13 protein-coding genes are annotated in these 15970 nt (G+C 72.6%); 10 read left to right on the top strand and 3 right to left on the bottom strand.

Annotated features, from left to right (window positions below; translation table 11 throughout):
• The first annotated feature begins 76 nt into the window (after positions 1-76).
• The 4 genes from ACFYW7_RS33520 (at position 77) to ACFYW7_RS33505 (ending at position 4233) form a co-directional block, all read left to right on the top strand.
• Complete coding sequence (locus tag ACFYW7_RS33520) at positions 77-529, top strand: MazG nucleotide pyrophosphohydrolase domain-containing protein (protein ID WP_389509436.1); 453 nt, start codon at positions 77-79, stop codon at positions 527-529.
• A 212-nt stretch (positions 530-741) separates the two neighbouring features.
• Positions 742-1620, top strand: coding sequence for an alpha/beta fold hydrolase (locus tag ACFYW7_RS33515; RefSeq protein ID WP_389509367.1), 879 nt, complete (start codon positions 742-744; stop codon positions 1618-1620).
• 101 nt (positions 1621-1721) lie between these two features.
• Positions 1722-3248 (top strand): tRNA (N6-isopentenyl adenosine(37)-C2)-methylthiotransferase MiaB, encoded by a 1527-nt coding sequence (gene miaB, locus ACFYW7_RS33510; protein ID WP_389509365.1) that lies wholly within the window; start codon positions 1722-1724, stop codon positions 3246-3248.
• A 256-nt stretch (positions 3249-3504) separates the two neighbouring features.
• Positions 3505-4233, top strand: coding sequence for a class III extradiol dioxygenase subunit B-like domain-containing protein (locus ACFYW7_RS33505; RefSeq protein ID WP_389509363.1), 729 nt, complete (start codon positions 3505-3507; stop codon positions 4231-4233).
• Positions 4234-4441: 208 nt separating this feature from the next.
• Here the strand turns inward: ACFYW7_RS33505 and ACFYW7_RS33500 are convergent, their stop codons facing one another.
• Together ACFYW7_RS33500 and ACFYW7_RS33495 are read right to left on the bottom strand one after the other, a co-directional pair.
• Positions 4442-4705, bottom strand: a complete 264-nt coding sequence (locus ACFYW7_RS33500; RefSeq protein ID WP_389509361.1) for an antitoxin — start codon at positions 4703-4705, stop codon at positions 4442-4444.
• A gap of 24 nt (positions 4706-4729) precedes the next feature.
• A complete protein-coding gene (locus ACFYW7_RS33495; RefSeq protein ID WP_389509359.1) occupies positions 4730-4993 on the bottom strand; it encodes a hypothetical protein in 264 nt (87 codons plus the stop codon).
• 181 nt (positions 4994-5174) lie between these two features.
• On the opposite strand from ACFYW7_RS33495, the gene miaA reads away from it, so the two are divergent.
• The 6 genes from miaA to hflX all read left to right on the top strand — a co-directional run bounded on the left by miaA (position 5175) and on the right by hflX (position 14074).
• Positions 5175-6113, top strand: coding sequence for a tRNA (adenosine(37)-N6)-dimethylallyltransferase MiaA (gene miaA / locus ACFYW7_RS33490; RefSeq protein WP_389509357.1), 939 nt, complete (start codon positions 5175-5177; stop codon positions 6111-6113).
• Between the two features lie 107 nt (positions 6114-6220).
• The gene (locus ACFYW7_RS33485; protein WP_389509434.1) at positions 6221-6760 is read left to right on the top strand and encodes a hypothetical protein; all 540 of its coding nucleotides are present in this window, start codon (positions 6221-6223) and stop codon (positions 6758-6760) included.
• Positions 6761-7145: 385 nt separating this feature from the next.
• Complete coding sequence (gene dapF / locus ACFYW7_RS33480; RefSeq protein ID WP_389509355.1) at positions 7146-8015, top strand: diaminopimelate epimerase; 870 nt, start codon at positions 7146-7148, stop codon at positions 8013-8015.
• A 430-nt stretch (positions 8016-8445) separates the two neighbouring features.
• A complete protein-coding gene (locus ACFYW7_RS33475; protein WP_389509353.1) occupies positions 8446-10662 on the top strand; it encodes a RelA/SpoT family protein in 2217 nt (738 codons plus the stop codon).
• A 127-nt stretch (positions 10663-10789) separates the two neighbouring features.
• Entirely contained in the window at positions 10790-12310 is a 1521-nt protein-coding gene (locus ACFYW7_RS33470) for a M1 family metallopeptidase (protein WP_389509351.1), read from the top strand.
• Positions 12311-12577: 267 nt separating this feature from the next.
• Complete coding sequence (gene hflX / locus ACFYW7_RS33465) at positions 12578-14074, top strand: GTPase HflX (protein WP_389509349.1); 1497 nt, start codon at positions 12578-12580, stop codon at positions 14072-14074.
• Between the two features lie 225 nt (positions 14075-14299).
• Here hflX and ACFYW7_RS33460 read toward each other — a convergent pair whose 3' ends face one another.
• A complete protein-coding gene (locus tag ACFYW7_RS33460) occupies positions 14300-15529 on the bottom strand; it encodes a hypothetical protein (protein ID WP_389509347.1) in 1230 nt (409 codons plus the stop codon).
• Positions 15530-15970 lie beyond the last annotated feature (441 nt).

Raw genomic sequence — 15970 nt, 5'->3', positions numbered from 1 at the left:
GTCCCCGGTCCCGCTCCCCGCCCCGTCACCCGCTTCTCCGGCCGCTCCTGTCACCGCACCGGTCGCTTCGGAAGCCATTCCAGGCTCCGGCTCCTCCGGCTCCTCGGCCGACTCGGCACCCGCCGCCCCTCTCTCGCCGGCCTCCCTGGTCCGCGCGTTCCATCGCTCCTTCGGCCTCGGCGTCCGCGACACGCCCGCCGCGGTGTCCCCGGAGCTCGCGGCGCACCGCGGTGAACTGCTGGCCGAGGAGGCCGCCGAGGTCGCCGAGGTGGCGGTCGGAGCCCCGCTCGACCGGCTGGCCCACGAACTCGCCGACGTCGTCTACGTGGCGTACGGCACGGCCCTCGTGCACGGGATCGACCTCGACGCGGTGATCGCCGAGATCCACCGGTCCAACATGACGAAACTGGGCCCCGGCGGCCAGGTCGCCCGCAGGGCCGACGGCAAGGTGCTCAAGGGCGACCACTACCAGGCACCGGACGTGGCGCAGGTGCTGCGGCGGCAGGGGTGGAGCGGGCCGGGCGCGTAGTACCGGGGCGGGGTGATCCTCGCCCGCCGCCGACGGGTCCGCCGGCCGTCACAGGCGGCCCCAGCGCCCACCCACCCTTCCGGTGCCGGGTCGTACCGACAGGTCGCGGACGGCGCCGAGCCCCGGCGCGCATGGCTCCCCCGTTCGCGGACAGCCACCAGGAACCGCACGACCGCCCCCGGGGTGCCCACCAGTGACGACCAGGAGAGCGCATGAGCGAGCCGGCCGAACTCGATCTGCCCGTCGACGGCGGAACCCTCCGTGTCCTGCGGTTCGGCCGGGGGCCGCGGATCGCGCTCGCGGCGCACGGCATCACCGCGTCCGGGATGGCCTTTCGCGCCGTGGCCCGTCGACTCCCCGAGGAGTGGAGCCTGTTCGCCCCCGACCTGCGAGGCCGCGGCGGCAGCGCGGACGCCCCCGGACCGTACGGCCTCGACCGGCACGCGGCGGATCTGTGCCGCCTGGCGGAGGACCTGGGCGCGGGCCGGCCGGTCGTTCTGGCCGGACACTCGATGGGCGCGTACGTCGCGCTGCGCGCGGCGGTGCGCGGACCCGGGCTGTTCGGCGGGCTGCTGCTCGTCGACGGGGGACTGCCCCTGCCCGTGCCGCCCGGAGCCGACCTCGACGAGATCCTGGACACCACCCTCGGCCCCGCGCTGGCCCGCCTCGGCCGGACGTACGGGACCGACCGGGCGTACGTCGACTTCTTCCGCTCGCATCCGGCGCTCGGCCCCGAATGGAACACCGACATCGAGGCGTACGTGCGCTACGACCTCACCGGACCCCGGGGCGCGCGGCGGTCGAAGGCGCGTGAGGAGGCCGTGCGGCACGACGGGCGCGACCTGCTGGCCTCGGCCGACCTGTGCGCCGCCGGCCTCACGCGGCTCACCGGGCCCGCGCTGCTCCTGCACGCGCCGCTCGGACTGCTCGGCCAGGAGCCGCCGATGCTGGGGGCGGCCGCCGTCGAACGGTGGACCGGACCGTCCGGGAGCCTTCCCGGCGAGCTGATCGAGGGCACCAACCACTACACGATCCTGCTCGGAGCCGCCGCGGGGACGGTCGCGGAGCGACTCGCCGCGCTCGGGGAGTGATCACGGACCGGGTACGTCGGCCGGACCGCGAGCGGCCTGTCGTGCACCTGTGGACCGCTCCGCCGTCCGGACGTACTCCAGGCACCGCCTACCCTTGTCACATGAGCAGCGGCGACCGGAGTCAGGCAGTGGACGTTCAGGAATCCAAGACGTACGAAGTACGCACCTACGGGTGCCAGATGAACGTCCACGACTCCGAACGGCTCTCCGGGCTCCTCGAAGGCGCCGGTTACGTGCGGGCGCCCGCGGGGGCGGACGGGGACGCGGACGTGGTCGTCTTCAACACCTGCGCCGTCCGTGAGAACGCCGACAACAAGCTGTACGGCAACCTCGGCCGTCTCGCCCCGATGAAGACGAAGCGCCCCGGTATGCAGATCGCCGTCGGCGGCTGCCTCGCCCAGAAGGACCGCGACACCATCGTGAAGCGGGCGCCCTGGGTGGACGTCGTCTTCGGCACGCACAACATCGGCAAGCTGCCGGTCCTCCTGGAGCGCGCCCGCGTCCAGGAAGAGGCGCAGATCGAGATCGCCGAGTCCCTGGAGGCCTTCCCCTCCACGCTGCCGACCCGCCGCGAGAGCGCGTACGCGGCCTGGGTGTCGATCTCCGTCGGCTGCAACAACACCTGCACCTTCTGCATCGTGCCCGCGCTGCGCGGCAAGGAGAAGGACCGCAGGACCGGCGACATCCTGGCCGAGATCGAGGCACTGGTCGGCGAGGGTGTCTCCGAGATCACCCTGCTCGGCCAGAACGTCAACGCGTACGGCAGCGACATCGGCGACCGCGAGGCCTTCGGCAAGCTGCTGCGTGCCTGCGGGAAGATCGAGGGTCTGGAGCGGGTCCGCTTCACCTCGCCGCACCCGCGCGACTTCACCGACGACGTGATCGCCGCCATGGCCGAGACACCGAACGTGATGCCGCAGCTGCACATGCCGATGCAGTCCGGGTCGGACACCGTCCTGAAGGCGATGCGCCGCTCGTACCGCCAGGACCGGTTCCTGGGGATCATCGAGAAGGTCCGGGCCGCCATTCCGCACGCGGCGATCACCACCGACATCATCGTGGGCTTCCCCGGTGAGACGGAGGAGGACTTCGAGCAGACCCTGCACGCGGTCCGCGAGGCCCGCTTCTCGGCGGCCTTCACGTTCCAGTACTCCAAGCGCCCCGGCACCCCGGCGGCCACCATGGAGGGGCAGATCCCCAAGGAGGTCGTCCAGGCGCGCTACGAGCGTCTCGTCGCCCTCCAGGAGGAGATCTCCTGGGACGAGAACAAGAAGCAGGTCGGCCGTGTCCTGGACCTGATGGTCGCCGAGGGCGAGGGCCGCAAGGACGGCGCCACCCACCGCCTCTCCGGCCGCGCCCCCGACAACCGGCTGGTCCACTTCACGAAGCCCGACGAAACGGTCCGCCCCGGCGACGTGGTCACCGTCGAGGTCACCTACGCCGCTCCGCACCACCTGCTCGCCGAGGGCGCCGTCCTGGACGTGCGCCGCACGCGGGCGGGAGACGCCTGGGAGAAGCGCAACGCGGCCGAGGCCGCCGCGCCGGCGGGCGTCATGCTCGGTCTGCCGAGCATCGGCGTCCCGGAGCCGCTGCCGGTCGCCACGGGCGGCGGCTGCGGCCGCGACTGACGGGGACCAGCCCGGCGGACGCCTTGGGACGCCGGGCGGAGACGCTCCGGACGGCGGCGGGCCGACCCACCTCCGCGTGCGTGGCCGCGACGCCACGGGCTCGGACGCGTTCACCCGCCTCCGTAGAGGCGGCTGGGGCTCGGGCGGTGGTACGCACCGCCCATAGGCGCGAGGAACCGGAGGGGCACCGGGGCGGGCGCACGGAACCGGAGTGGGCCGGGACGGATCGCCGGGCCACGGCGCTACCCTGCGGATCATGCTTGTAGCCGCCGCAGTCTGCCCCTGTCCTCCGCTGCTCGTCCCCGACGTCGCCGCCGGCGCGGCACCCGAGTTGGACGCCGCGCGCGCGGCGTGCACGGACGCGCTGGGCGTGCTCGCCGCGTCACGTCCCGACCTGCTGGTGGTCGTCGGCCCCGCCGAACAGAGCGGCCGGGGAACACATCCGGAAGGCACCCGCGGCTCCTTCGGCGGCTTCGGGGTCGACCTCGACGTGTGCCTCGGCCGCCCGGGCCGGGCCGGCGCGGGCCCGGACGCCCCACAGCGAGAACTCCCGCCCTCCCTCGCCGTCGCCGCCTGGCTGCTGGAGCGCACCGGGTGGTCCGACGCCCCGGTCGAGGGCCTCGGAGTGGGCGAACCCCTGGAGGCCGAACGGTGTCTCCGGACCGGGGAGGACATCGGCGGGCGGGCCGAGCGGGTGGCCCTGCTCGTCATGGGGGACGCCAGCGCCTGCAGGACGCTCAAGGCGCCCGGCTATCTCGACGAGCGCGCGGCGGACTTCGACGCGGAGGCCGCCCGGGCCCTGGGGTCCGCGGACGTCGCCGCCCTCAAGGCCATGGACACCGCCCTGGCGTACGAGCTGAAGGCCGCGGGGCGCGCCCCCTGGCAGGTCCTCGCGGGCGCGGCCGAGGGCGCCGGGCTGGGCGGCGCCCTGCTGTACGACGACGCCCCCTACGGAGTGGGATACCTGGTGGCCGCCTGGTCGTAGCGGCCCCCGGGACGGTCGCCGCGACCCGGGACTCACGACCGTGTCCGGGCCGGAGCTTCGCGCCGGCCCGGACACGGTCCGGCGGCCCGCGGAGGGCGGGGCCCGCAGGCGCGCCGCACGCCTCGCCGCGCGGCGCGTCCCGGAGCGACTGACGACCGGAAGCCCTGGTCACCGGAGCTTCGCGGCCGTTCGCCGAGGTGCGGGTCGGTCAGGACGCGTGGGGCGGGGTCGGCGGGTCCGGCGGGTCCGTGGTCCCGCCGCCGTCCTTGTGCGCGAGGCGATCCACGGCGTCCTTCGCCTTGGCCGTGCCCGTCCGGATCTTGCCGCTGTACTTGCGTCCGGTCTTCTCGTCGACGACTTTCGCGGCTTGGTCGAGGCCGTGCGCGACCTTGTGACCGTGCTGCTGCGCGAGCCCGGAGACCTTGCCCTTGGCGGGCCCCAGTCTGGCTTTCAGATCGTCCATCAGCCCCATGGTTCGCCTTCCCTCGTGGGCCCGTCACCTGCGGCCGTTCTCGCCCGCCTCGTTGTCGGCGGCCTGCCCGGCGGTCTGCTGCCGGGGGATGGCGGTGTCCTCCGAGGCGTCGGTCCCCCGGGTCCCCGGAGTCCCCGCCGTCTCCTCGCCCCCGATTCCGGTGGAACCGGTCACCTCCGGCGTCGCCTCCGCCTTCGCGTCGACCGGCTGTGCGGTGCTCGTGGCCTCGGCGGCCGACGGCTCCTCCGGGGCTCCTGACCTCCGAAGAAGTCGTGCGAAAACGCCCATATCCACTCCATACGTTACTCGTGGCGACGCCATCCGCGTCGCCCGGTGCGTCCGGTCGTGCCGCCCGGGGCACCGGTTCCCTGAACCGGCGGCCCGAGCCACGCAACAGGCAACGAACCCGGACCCGCGGCGTCACGTAGCTCGTTGGAGGAGAGGCTCCCGGGTTTGCGAGACTGGGGGCGTGAGTAGCGCACCCCCCGCCCCCAGGGTCATCGCCGTCGTCGGACCGACCGCGGCAGGAAAGTCCGATCTGGGCGTCTTCCTCGCCAGGCACCTCGGAGGGGAGGTGGTCAACGCCGACTCGATGCAGCTGTACCGAGGGATGGACATCGGCACCGCCAAGCTGACGCCCGGTGAGCGCGGCGGCGTCCCGCACCACCTCCTGGACATCTGGGACGTGACCGTCACCGCCAGCGTCGCCGAGTACCAGCGGCTCGCCCGCGCCCGCATCGACGCACTGCTCGCCGAGGGACGCTGGCCGATCCTGGTGGGCGGCTCCGGGCTGTACGTCCGGGGAGCCGTCGACAACCTGGAGTTCCCCGGTACCGACCCCGAGGTCCGCGCCCGCCTGGAGGAGGAGCTCGCCCTGCGCGGCTCCGGCGCCCTGCACGCGCGGCTCGCCGTGGCCGACCCCGAGGCGGCGCTCGCGATCCTGCCCAGCAACGGCCGGCGCATCGTCCGCGCCCTCGAGGTGATCGAGATCACGGGAAAGCCCTTCACCGCCAATCTGCCCGGCCACGACTCCGTCTACGACACCCTCCAGATCGGTGTCGACGTGGCGCGCCCCGAGCTCGACGAGCGCATCGCGCGCCGGGTGGACCGGATGTGGGAGGCCGGTCTGGTGGACGAGGTGCGCACGCTGGAGGCGCACGGCCTGCGCGCGGGGCGTACGGCGTCTCGCGCACTCGGATACCAGCAGGTCCTCGCGGCGCTCGCCGGGGAGTGCACCGAGGACGAGGCCCGCGCCGAGACCGTCCGCGCCACCAAACGCTTCGCGCGCCGTCAGGATTCATGGTTCAGGCGCGACCCCCGGGTGCACTGGCTCAGTGGGGCCGTGGCGGATATCGCGGAACTCCCGGGACTCGCACTGGCGTTGGTCGAACGACCGGTCACAGCCTGATCACGTCATGGCATCGGGACGCTCCGGCCGTCATCCGGGCCTCCGGCGGCGTGCCATCATCGAGCTTCGATCGACCAGTGAAATCCGAGTTGGGAGGGCGCGTGGCGATGGAGGCCGGCCCTCGCGACACCGCACGAGGCACTGAACACGGTGCTGATCGGGACGGAGTCCGTCCGAGCATCGATCCGGACATCGATCTGGGCATCGAGCCGGAGCTGGGCGGAGAGCGACTGAGTTCCGACGGCCCCGAGGACACCCCCGGCGGGGTGATCGCCGACGGCCCCGGGCCCGGCGAGATGTCCCCGGAGCCGGAGGTCGAGGTCGAGCTGCGCCCGCAGCGTCTGCTGCGCATCTGGCAGCTCGCGCCGATCGTGGCGCTGGCCGCGACCGGCTCGCTGATGTTCGCCTTCCCGCTGGCCTTCGAGTTCGGTGACGGCGGTGCCGTGGTCGCCATGCTCGGACTGCTGATCTGCTCGTGCGCCGCAGGCTGGGGCATGATGGCCGCCCGCCGGGTCGGCTACGCCCTGCCCGGCTTCCCGCCGCGCGGTTCCGGGCGTCGCCCGGACTGGCGCGTGGTGATCGGGTACGTCGTGTTCGTCGTCGCCGTCGCGGTGCTCGCCGTGTGGCGCGTGGCCCGGCTGCGCTGACTCCAGGGGCTCCTGAACCCCCAGGACGCGGCCCTCCCCTCAACCCGTTCCCCGGCGCGTCCTCGAACCGCCCCGGCCCGGCCCGGACCGGGCACGGACGGGGAACCTCGCGCCCGCTTCCGTTCCGGCCCGACCGGGACACGGCGCCGGACCGGAATGCCGTGTCGGATCGGAACGCCGTGTCAGACCCGGCCCCACTCCGGCGTGGGTCCGCACCAGGCTCCGCCCCGCCCCGCCCCGTCCTGGCACTGAGCCGGGCGATCGGCGTGAAGCCGAAGGGGAGCGGAAGGGGCCGAACCGGTCCGTGCCCGGTGCCGGGCGAACCCCGCTTCGACCCCGGCCCCGCACCGGCGGGGCTGTCGTACCGACCCCGTACGATCGAGGAATGAGCACGCGGATCGCCTTCCTCAAGGGCCACGGGACCGAGAACGACTTCGTGATCCTCCCGGACCCGGAGAACGCCATCGACCTGCCCCCGGCCGTCGTCGCCGCCCTGTGCGACCGGCGCGCGGGCATCGGCGGAGACGGACTCCTGCACGTCGTACGGTCCGCCGCGCACCCCGAGGCCCGGCGGATGGCCGCCGAGGCGGAGTGGTTCATGGACTACCGCAACGGAGACGGCTCGGTCGCCGAGATGTGCGGCAACGGCGTGCGCGTGTTCGCCCACTACCTCCAACGCGCGGGCCATGTGGCCGAAGGCGACATCACGGTCGCCACGCGCGGGGGTGTGAAGCGCGTGCACGTCGCCAAGAACGGAGACGTCACCGTCGGCATGGGCAAGGCACTCCTTCCCGAGCAAGAGGTCACGGTGAGTGTCGGCGGCCGCAGCTGGCCCGCGCGCAACGTGAACATGGGCAACCCGCACGCCGTCGCCTTCGTGGACGACCTCGCGCACGCCGGGGACCTGTACACGCCGCCGCCGTTCACCCCGGCGTCCGTCTACCCCGACGGGGTCAACGTGGAGTTCGTGGTCGACCGGGGCCCCCGCCACGTCGCCCTCCGGGTCCATGAGCGCGGCTCCGGAGAGACCCGTTCCTGCGGCACCGGCGCGTGCGCCGTGGCCGTCGCCGCGGCCCGCCGCGACGACGCCGACCCGACCGTGACCGGCACGCCGGTGTCCTACACCGTCGACGTGCCCGGCGGGCGCCTGGTGATCACCGAAGGGCCCGACGGCGAGATCGAGATGACCGGACCCGCGGTGATCGTCGCCGAGGGCGAGATCGACGCCGACTGGCTGGACCACGCACGCCGCTGAGCCGCGCCGGTCACCTGCTTCGTTCGGCCGTACGGCCCGACACGGACGGGATCGGCCAGCTGCCGGGCCGGGGCGCCCTCCCGCGTCGCCCCGACCACGCGGGAGCCCGACGCGGGTTGATGACGGGGTGGACGGCATGGGTGGACGGCGGGCCTCGCGGTCGCGGACGGCCGCAATGGCTCGAAAGCCGTTCGGACCGACCGGTTCCGTCCCGTACGTCCGTGCCTTCCCCGACAGAAGATCGAAACTGTAAACCCAAAAGCCTTCGCTCGAATGGGTGATCCGTTTCACGCTCGGCGAGAGGCGGTCAACCAGGCGTGGTGGGCTCGGTAGCATCAAGCACCGGAACGGACGGGGGATCGACACCATCCCCTGAGCCGAGTTCGCCATGGGGCACCCGTCCGCCGGTCTGACGCAGCCGGAGGTGCCCATGAGTGCGGAGGCGACGAATCCCGCGACGCCAGGCCCTGCAACGCCCGCCCCCACGCGCTCGGCCCCGCTCGAGCCCGGGGTGCCCGCGGCGCACCGCAGGAAGGCACGCCCGAGGATCGACCTGCGCCGGCTGGGACGGGCGGCGCTGCTCGGCCCCACGGCGCGCGACCGGCTGCCGGACGCGATCGGACACGTGGCCGACGCCCACCGCGCCCACTACCCGGACGCCAAACTGGACCCCCTGCGCCGGGCGTACGTGCTCGCGGAGTCCTCCCACCGCGGTCAGATGCGCAAGAGCGGCGAGCCGTACATCACGCACCCGCTCGCCGTGACCCTGATCCTCGCCGAACTGGGCGCCGAGACGACGACGTTGACCGCCTCCCTGCTCCACGACACCGTCGAGGACACGGAGGTGACGCTGGATCAGGTGCGGACGGAGTTCGGCGACGAGGTCTGCTATCTCGTCGACGGCGTAACGAAGTTGGAGAAGGTCGACTACGGCGCCGCGGCCGAACCGGAGACCTTCCGCAAGATGCTCGTCGCGACGGGCAACGACGTCCGGGTGATGTCGATCAAGCTCGCCGACCGGCTGCACAACATGCGGACCCTCGGTGTCATGCGCCCCGAGAAACAGGAGCGGATCGCCAAGGTGACCCGGGACGTGCTGATCCCGCTCGCCGAGCGCCTCGGTGTCCAGGCGCTCAAGACCGAACTGGAAGACCTCGTCTTCGCGATCCTGCACCGCGAGGAGTACGAGCACACCCGGGAGCTCATCGCCGAGAACGCGGGCCGTGACGACGACCCCCTCGCGGAGATCGCGGAAGAGGTGCGGGGCGTCCTGCGCGAGGCCGGCATCCAGGCCGAAGTCCTCATAAGGCCGCGGCACTTCGTCTCCGTGCACCGCGTCTCGCGCAAGCGCGGACCGATGCGCGGCGCCGACTTCGGACGCCTGCTGGTGCTGGTGAACGAGGACGCCGACTGCTACGGCGTCCTGGGTGAGCTGCACACCTGTCTCACCCCGGTCGTCTCGGAGTTCAAGGACTTCATCGCCGTCCCCAAGTTCAACCTGTACCAGTCGCTGCACACGGCGGTCACCCGCGGCGACGGCCAGGTCGCCGAAGTCCTCATCCGCACCCACCAGATGCACAAGGTCGCCGAGGCCGGCGTCATCGCGCTCGGCAATCCCTACGCGCCCCCCGCGGAGGATCAGCCGGACGGCGGCGGGGAACGCCCCTTCGACGGCGAGCGCGCCGACCCCACCCGGCCCGGCTGGCTCTCCCGGCTGCTCGACTGGCAGGAGGGCGCGCCGGACCCCGACACGTTCTGGTCGACGCTCCGCGAGGATCTCGCCCAGGACCGCGAGATCACCGTCTTCCGCGCCGACGGCGGCTCGCTCGGCCTTCCGGAGGGCGCCAGTTGCGTCGACGCGGCGTACGCGCAGTACGGCGAGGACGCGCACGCCTGCATCGGAGCCCGCGTCAACGGCCGTCTGGCGACGCTGAGCACGGTCCTGAGGGACGGCGACACCGTTCAGCTCCTCATGGGCCAGGACCCCGCCTCCGAGCCCTCCAGGGAGTGGCTGGAGCACGCGCACACCGCCGCCGCCCGGATCGCGATCCAGCGCTGGATCGCCTCCCACCCGGCCCCCGGCGACGAAGAGGCCTCAGGGACCTCCGGCACGGGCCCCGGACCGTCCGCCGGGACTCCGGAACGCCCCGCCGAGACCCCCGCACGCCCCGTCGAGGAACCCGTCGCCCGCCCCGCGAGCGCCGTCGCCGACCCGCCGGGCGCCTCCGTACGCATGGCGGGCTGCTGCACGCCCGTACCGCCCGACGAGGTGACCGGATTCGCCGTCCGCGGGGGAGTGGTCACCGTGCACCGCGTGGAGTGCGCCGGAGCGGCGCGCATGATGTCCGCGGGGCGCCCGGAGGTCGCCGTGCGCTGGGGGGACACCACCGAGTGCCGTGTCACGCTCGTCGCCGAGTCCTTCGGACGCCCGCATCTGCTCGCCGACCTGACCGAGGCCATCGCGGCCGAGGGGGTCGCCATCGTCTCGGCGACCGTCGAACCGCCCACCCAGCAGCGGGTGCGGCACACGTACACCCTCCAACTCCCCGACGCGGCGCGCCTCCAGGGTCTGATGCGCGCGATGCGCGACGTGCCCGGCGTGTACGACGTGAGCCGGGCACGGCATCCCGAGACGGCGGCCCGGTAGACACGCCACGGCGGGCGACCGCCCCGCCACGGGAGGCTGACCTCAATGAGCCTCGCGGCCGACCCGTTCGGGTGGGAGGGACGCGAGTCGTCGGCGCGGAAGGGGCCCGCGCTGGTAGCGGTGGTCCATGCCGTGCAACCCCGCCCCCACCACGCCCGCACGTCCGAGGAGCCGCCGCGTCACGGCGGCGCTGCTCGCCTCGGCCGTCTCCGTCTGCCTGATCGCCGCGAGCGCCCCGGACCCGGCCGCGCCCCTGGGGGTCGGTGACCGGCTGTTCCCCACCCTCGGCAACCCCGGCTACGACGTGGAGTCGTACGACCTCGCCTTCACCTACCCCGGCACCAACGACAAGCCGCTCACGGCCGTCACCACGATCGACGCCCTGACGACCACCTCGCTCGACCGCGTCAACCTCGACTTCGCGCACGGAAAGGTGCGCTCGGTCGACGTCAACGGCGCGCCCGCCGACTTCGTGAGCGCGGGCGACGACCTGGTGGTGACCCCCGCCGAACCCCTGCCCGCCGGGAACCCGCTGCGCATCACCGTGCGTCACACCAGCGATCCGGTCGGCGCGAAGGGCCAGGACGGCGGCTGGGTGCGCACCGACGACGGGCTCGCGATGGCCAACCAGGCCGACGCCGGGCACCTGGTCTTCCCGTGCAACGACCACCCCTCCGACAAGGCGATGTTCACCATCCACGTCACGGCGCCGGACGGCTACACGGTGGTGGCCAACGGTCTGTCCGAGGGCACCCGGCGGGCCCGCGGGGCCACGACCTGGACCTATCGGACCGAGCACCCCATGGCCACCGAGCTGACACAGGTGTCCATCGGCCGCTCCAGCGTGCTGCGCCGCGAGGGCCCGCACGGCCTGCCCGTCCGCGACGTCGTCCCGACCGCCGACCGCAAGGTGCTCGAACCGTGGCTCCGCGAGACCCCCGGACAGATCGCCTGGATGGAGGGGAAGGTCGGGACGTACCCCTTCGAGACCTACGGGGTGCTCATGGCCCGGGCGCGGACCGGCTTCGAGCTGGAGACGCAGACGCTCTCCCTCTTCGAGAAGGACATCTTCACCGAGCCCGCGTACCCGAAGTGGTACGTCCGGTCGATCATGGTGCACGAGCTGTCGCACCAGTGGTTCGGCGACAGCGTCAGCCCCCGCACCTGGTCCGACCTCTGGCTCAACGAAGGGCACGCCACCTGGTACGAAGCCCTGTACGCCGAGGAGAAGGCGAACAAGCCGATGAAGACGCGGATGAAGGCGGCCTACCGGCTGTCCGACTCCTGGCGCGCCGCCGGCGGACCGCCCGCGGCACCCAAGGGGCCCACGCCCGGCCACAAGATCAGCATCTTCCGCCCGAACGTCTACGACGGCGCCGCCCTGGCCCTCTACGCGCTGCGCCAGGAGATCGGGCGCCCGGCCTTCGAACACCTGGAGCGGACCTGGGTGAGCGTCAACCGCGACGGCGTGGCCTCCACGGACGACTTCGTGGAACTCGCCTCCGCCGTCGCCGCCCGCGATCTGAGCGGGTTCTTCAAGGCGTGGCTGTACGGCGAGAAGACACCGCCGATGCCCGGGCACCCGGACTGGAAGAGCGACGCCCCGCAGGCGCGCAAGGGAGTGCGGGCCCGGCACCAGGGGGCGTGAGACAGCGCGGCCCGCGGGCCCGTGAACGAACGGGACCCGGGCGTACGACGGCACCCGCGGGGCGATGCCCGCGGGTGCGCGGCGGGGCCGGATAAGTCGCGTGACGGGACGAGTCGTACCGTGCGACCATCGTCGAGCCGGTGGTGCGGGCCCCCTTCGGAGGGTCGGCCCGGCCGGAACCGGGAATCTCCCGGTGGCCCCGGACGTTGTTCCCTGTGACGGACGGCATTCGTCGGTCCGCCGCTCCTCCATCTACGTAAGGATCCAATGACCTCCTCTTCTTCCCCTTCCCAGGACGCGCAGACCCCCGCGCAGAACTACCCCGAAGGTCTTCGGGCCGATGCCCTGATGGAAGAGGACGTCGCCTGGAGCCACGAGATCGACGGAGACCGGGACGGCGAGCAGTACGAACGCTCCGAGCGCGCGGCCCTGCGCCGCGTGGCGGGCCTCTCCACCGAACTCGAGGACGTCACCGAGGTCGAGTACCGACAGCTCCGTCTGGAGCGCGTCGTCCTCGTCGGTGTCTGGACCTCGGGGACCATCCAGGACGCGGACAATTCACTGGCCGAGCTGGCCGCCCTCGCGGAGACCGCGGGAGCGCTCGTGCTCGACGGTGTCGTCCAGCGCCGCGACAAGCCCGACGCGGCGACCTACATCGGTTCCGGCAAGGCCAACGAGCTCCGTGACATCGTGCTCGAGACCGGCGCCGACACCGTCATCTGCGACGGTGAGCTGAGCCCCGGCCAGCTGATCCACCTCGAGGACGTCGTCAAGGTCAAGGTCATCGACCGTACGGCCCTGATCCTCGACATCTTCGCCCAGCACGCCAAGTCCCGAGAGGGCAAGGCCCAGGTCGCGCTCGCGCAGATGCAGTACATGCTGCCGAGACTGCGCGGCTGGGGTCAGTCGCTGTCCCGCCAGATGGGCGGCGGCAAGGGCGGCGGGCTCGCCACCCGTGGCCCCGGTGAGACCAAGATCGAGACGGACCGGCGCCGTATCCGCGAGAAGATGGCGAAGATGCGCCGGGAGATCGCGGACATGAAGACGGGCCGCGAGATCAAGCGCCAGGAGCGCCGTCGCAACAAGGTGCCCTCGGTCGCCATCGCCGGTTACACCAACGCCGGCAAGTCGTCCCTGCTCAACCGCCTCACCGGCGCGGGCGTCCTCGTCGAGAACGCGCTGTTCGCCACCCTCGACCCGACCGTCCGTCGGGCCGAGACGCCGAGCGGGCGGCTGTATACCCTGGTCGACACGGTCGGGTTCGTACGCCACCTGCCGCACCACCTGGTCGAGGCGTTCCGCTCCACGATGGAGGAGGTCGGCGACTCCGACCTGATCCTGCACGTGGTGGACGGTTCGCACCCGGCGCCGGAGGAGCAGCTGGCCGCGGTGCGCGAGGTCATCCGTGACGTCGGCGCGACGAAGGTGCCCGAGATCGTCGTGATCAACAAGGCGGACGCGGCGGACCCGCTGGTGCTCCAGCGGCTGATGCGGAACGAGAAGCGGTCCATCGCCGTCTCGGCCCGCACCGGCCAGGGCATGGCCGAGCTGCTCGAACTGATCGACACCGAGCTGCCGCGTCCCTCGGTCGAGATCGAGGCTCTCGTGCCGTACACGCACGGCAAGCTGGTGGCCCGCGCCCACACCGAGGGCGAGGTGATCTCCGAGGAGCACACCGCGGAGGGGACCCTGCTCAAGCTGCGGGTCCACGAGGAACTGGCGGCGGACCTCGCGCCGTACGTCGCGGCGCCCGCGCTCGGTTAGGCGCATCCACCGCGGATGTCGACGAAGGCCCGTCCCCCGGGAGCAGAACCGGGAGGCGGGCCTTCGCCGTGGACGCGTCCGCGGGGCCCGCGGACGGGACGGGCGCACACCGGCCGCCGAACCGCTCGGTCACCCGGTGCCGGCCGGGGCGGACGGCGGTGGACCGGTGACAGTTCCCGTGAACCGTCCCACCGCCGTCCGCCCGGACCTGTCACGCCGTCCGGGTCACTGGCCCTTGAACTTGCCGCTCACCGAGTCGTACACGCCCTTGGCCACGTCGCCCAGCCGGGGACCCGCCAGCCAGCCGAACTTGACCGGGCCGATCGAGGTGTTGGACACCAGCGCCGGCTTGCCGTCCGAGCCGGTGGCCACCCAGCCGCCGCCCGAGGAGCCACCGGTCATGGAGCAGCCGATGCGGTACATCGTGGGGTCGGCCTGCGCGACCGACAGCCGGCCCGGCTTGTCGGTGCACTGGTACAGCTTCTGGCCGTCGAACGGCGCCGCGGCCGGGTAGCCGGTCGCCGTGATGCTCGAGACCTCGGGTACGGCCGGAGCGTTGAAGTTCACCGGCAGCGCCGAACCCACCGTCTCCTCGAGCGACTTGCCGTCACCGCCCTTCTCCGGCGTCACGTGCAGCACGGCGAAGTCGTACGAGGCTCCCTGGCCGCCCGTGGTACCGCCCTGGCCGATCCACTGGTCCGAGGTCTGCGCCCAGTCGCTCCACCAGACGCCGTACGGAGCGACCTCCTCGCGCGGGGCGTTCTCCATCTGCGCCGCCGTCTTGCCCGAGTCGTTGTACGAGGGCACGAAGGCGATGTTGCGGAACCAGCCGCCCTTCTTGCCGGCGTGCACGCAGTGGCCGGCGGTCCACACGAGGTTGGACTTGCCCGGGTGCGCCGGGTCCTCGACCACCGTCGCCGAGCAGACCATCGTGCCCTCGGGGGAGTCGAAGAACACCTTGCCCGCCTCGGGGACGTTGGCGTGGTAGGACGTCCGCACGGCCCGCGCCGTCACCGGAGCCGGTTCCGGGTCGGTGACACCCTGGTCACCGGTCAGGTCCGCCTCGTCGACGCCCTTGTTCACGTCCGGGTCGTCGGCCTCGCGCATCCGGTTCGGGTCCCACAGGCCCTTGATGATCGGGTTGATGAAGTCGTCGGCCTCGCGCAGCCAGTCGTCCTTGTCCCAGTTCTTCCAGTCGCCGCCCTTCCACTTGTCGACATCGATGCCGTGCTTCTTGAGCTGGTCCTTGATGTCGTCCGGGATCGTGATCTTCCCGTCGCTGCCCTGCGACGCGGTGGCGCTGGGAGCGTCGCTCGCGGTGTCGTCGCCCGAGCCGCAGGCGGTGGCGGTCAGTGTCAGGGCCGCGATGAGGCCGACGGAGGCCAGGACGGGGGACGTTCTGCGGCGCGCGCTCCTGCCTCGGCGGGCGGCGAAGGGCGGGCGTATGGATCGCATGGTGTAACTCCCCCTGAGCGTGTGGGAACTGTGCGGTGGGTGTGCGGGTCGCCTGGGCGGCGCGTCCGGTAGGACCGAACGGCAACAAAGACTATGCGGTCGGTATGGGGGACACCCGACGGAACGGCAACGGTTCAGCTACGGGGCGGGCCGCTCGAATCGCCGGAACCCTCACGGTTCCCAGGGGTGTCTCACGCGTACCGGGCTCCCGGCCGGGGCCCACGAAGTAGGAGCCGGGCGGGAACTCCCGCTCGGGAAGCGGTCGTTCGAGCGCGCCCGGCGCGGGCCGGAGCGGCGGGCGTCGTGTCAGGACCCGGATCCCGGCGTCGGCCCGGCCGGGAACTTCGAATTCACCCGCTTCCCAATCCGATTGGCGTCGTTGGTATGTACGGGGGCCTGCCGTCTGCGTGCGGAAACCCCTGCCCAAGTTGCCTCTGGACA

Origin of the sequence: Streptomyces sp. NPDC002580, assembly GCF_042889485.1 — a bacterium.
Taxonomy (GTDB): domain Bacteria; phylum Actinomycetota; class Actinomycetes; order Streptomycetales; family Streptomycetaceae; genus Streptomyces.
This window is presented reverse-complemented; position numbering and strand designations above follow the sequence as displayed.

Bases quoted from the DNA above. Each gene is read 5' to 3' on its own strand.
- ACFYW7_RS33515 (WP_389509367.1), top strand. From the start codon at position 742: ATGAGCGAGCCGGCCGAACTCGATCTGCCCGTCGACGGCGGAACCCTC.
- miaB (WP_389509365.1), top strand. From the start codon at position 1,722: ATGAGCAGCGGCGACCGGAGTCAGGCAGTGGACGTTCAGGAATCCAAG.
- ACFYW7_RS33505 (WP_389509363.1), top strand. From the start codon at position 3,505: ATGCTTGTAGCCGCCGCAGTCTGCCCCTGTCCTCCGCTGCTCGTCCCC.
- ACFYW7_RS33500 (WP_389509361.1), bottom strand. From the start codon at position 4,705: ATGGGGCTGATGGACGATCTGAAAGCCAGACTGGGGCCCGCCAAGGGC.
- ACFYW7_RS33495 (WP_389509359.1), bottom strand. From the start codon at position 4,993: ATGGGCGTTTTCGCACGACTTCTTCGGAGGTCAGGAGCCCCGGAGGAG.
- ACFYW7_RS33485 (WP_389509434.1), top strand. From the start codon at position 6,221: ATGGAGGCCGGCCCTCGCGACACCGCACGAGGCACTGAACACGGTGCT.
- dapF (WP_389509355.1), top strand. From the start codon at position 7,146: ATGAGCACGCGGATCGCCTTCCTCAAGGGCCACGGGACCGAGAACGAC.
- ACFYW7_RS33475 (WP_389509353.1), top strand. From the start codon at position 8,446: ATGAGTGCGGAGGCGACGAATCCCGCGACGCCAGGCCCTGCAACGCCC.
- ACFYW7_RS33470 (WP_389509351.1), top strand. From the start codon at position 10,790: ATGCCGTGCAACCCCGCCCCCACCACGCCCGCACGTCCGAGGAGCCGC.
- hflX (WP_389509349.1), top strand. From the start codon at position 12,578: ATGACCTCCTCTTCTTCCCCTTCCCAGGACGCGCAGACCCCCGCGCAG.
- ACFYW7_RS33460 (WP_389509347.1), bottom strand. From the start codon at position 15,529: ATGCGATCCATACGCCCGCCCTTCGCCGCCCGCCGAGGCAGGAGCGCG.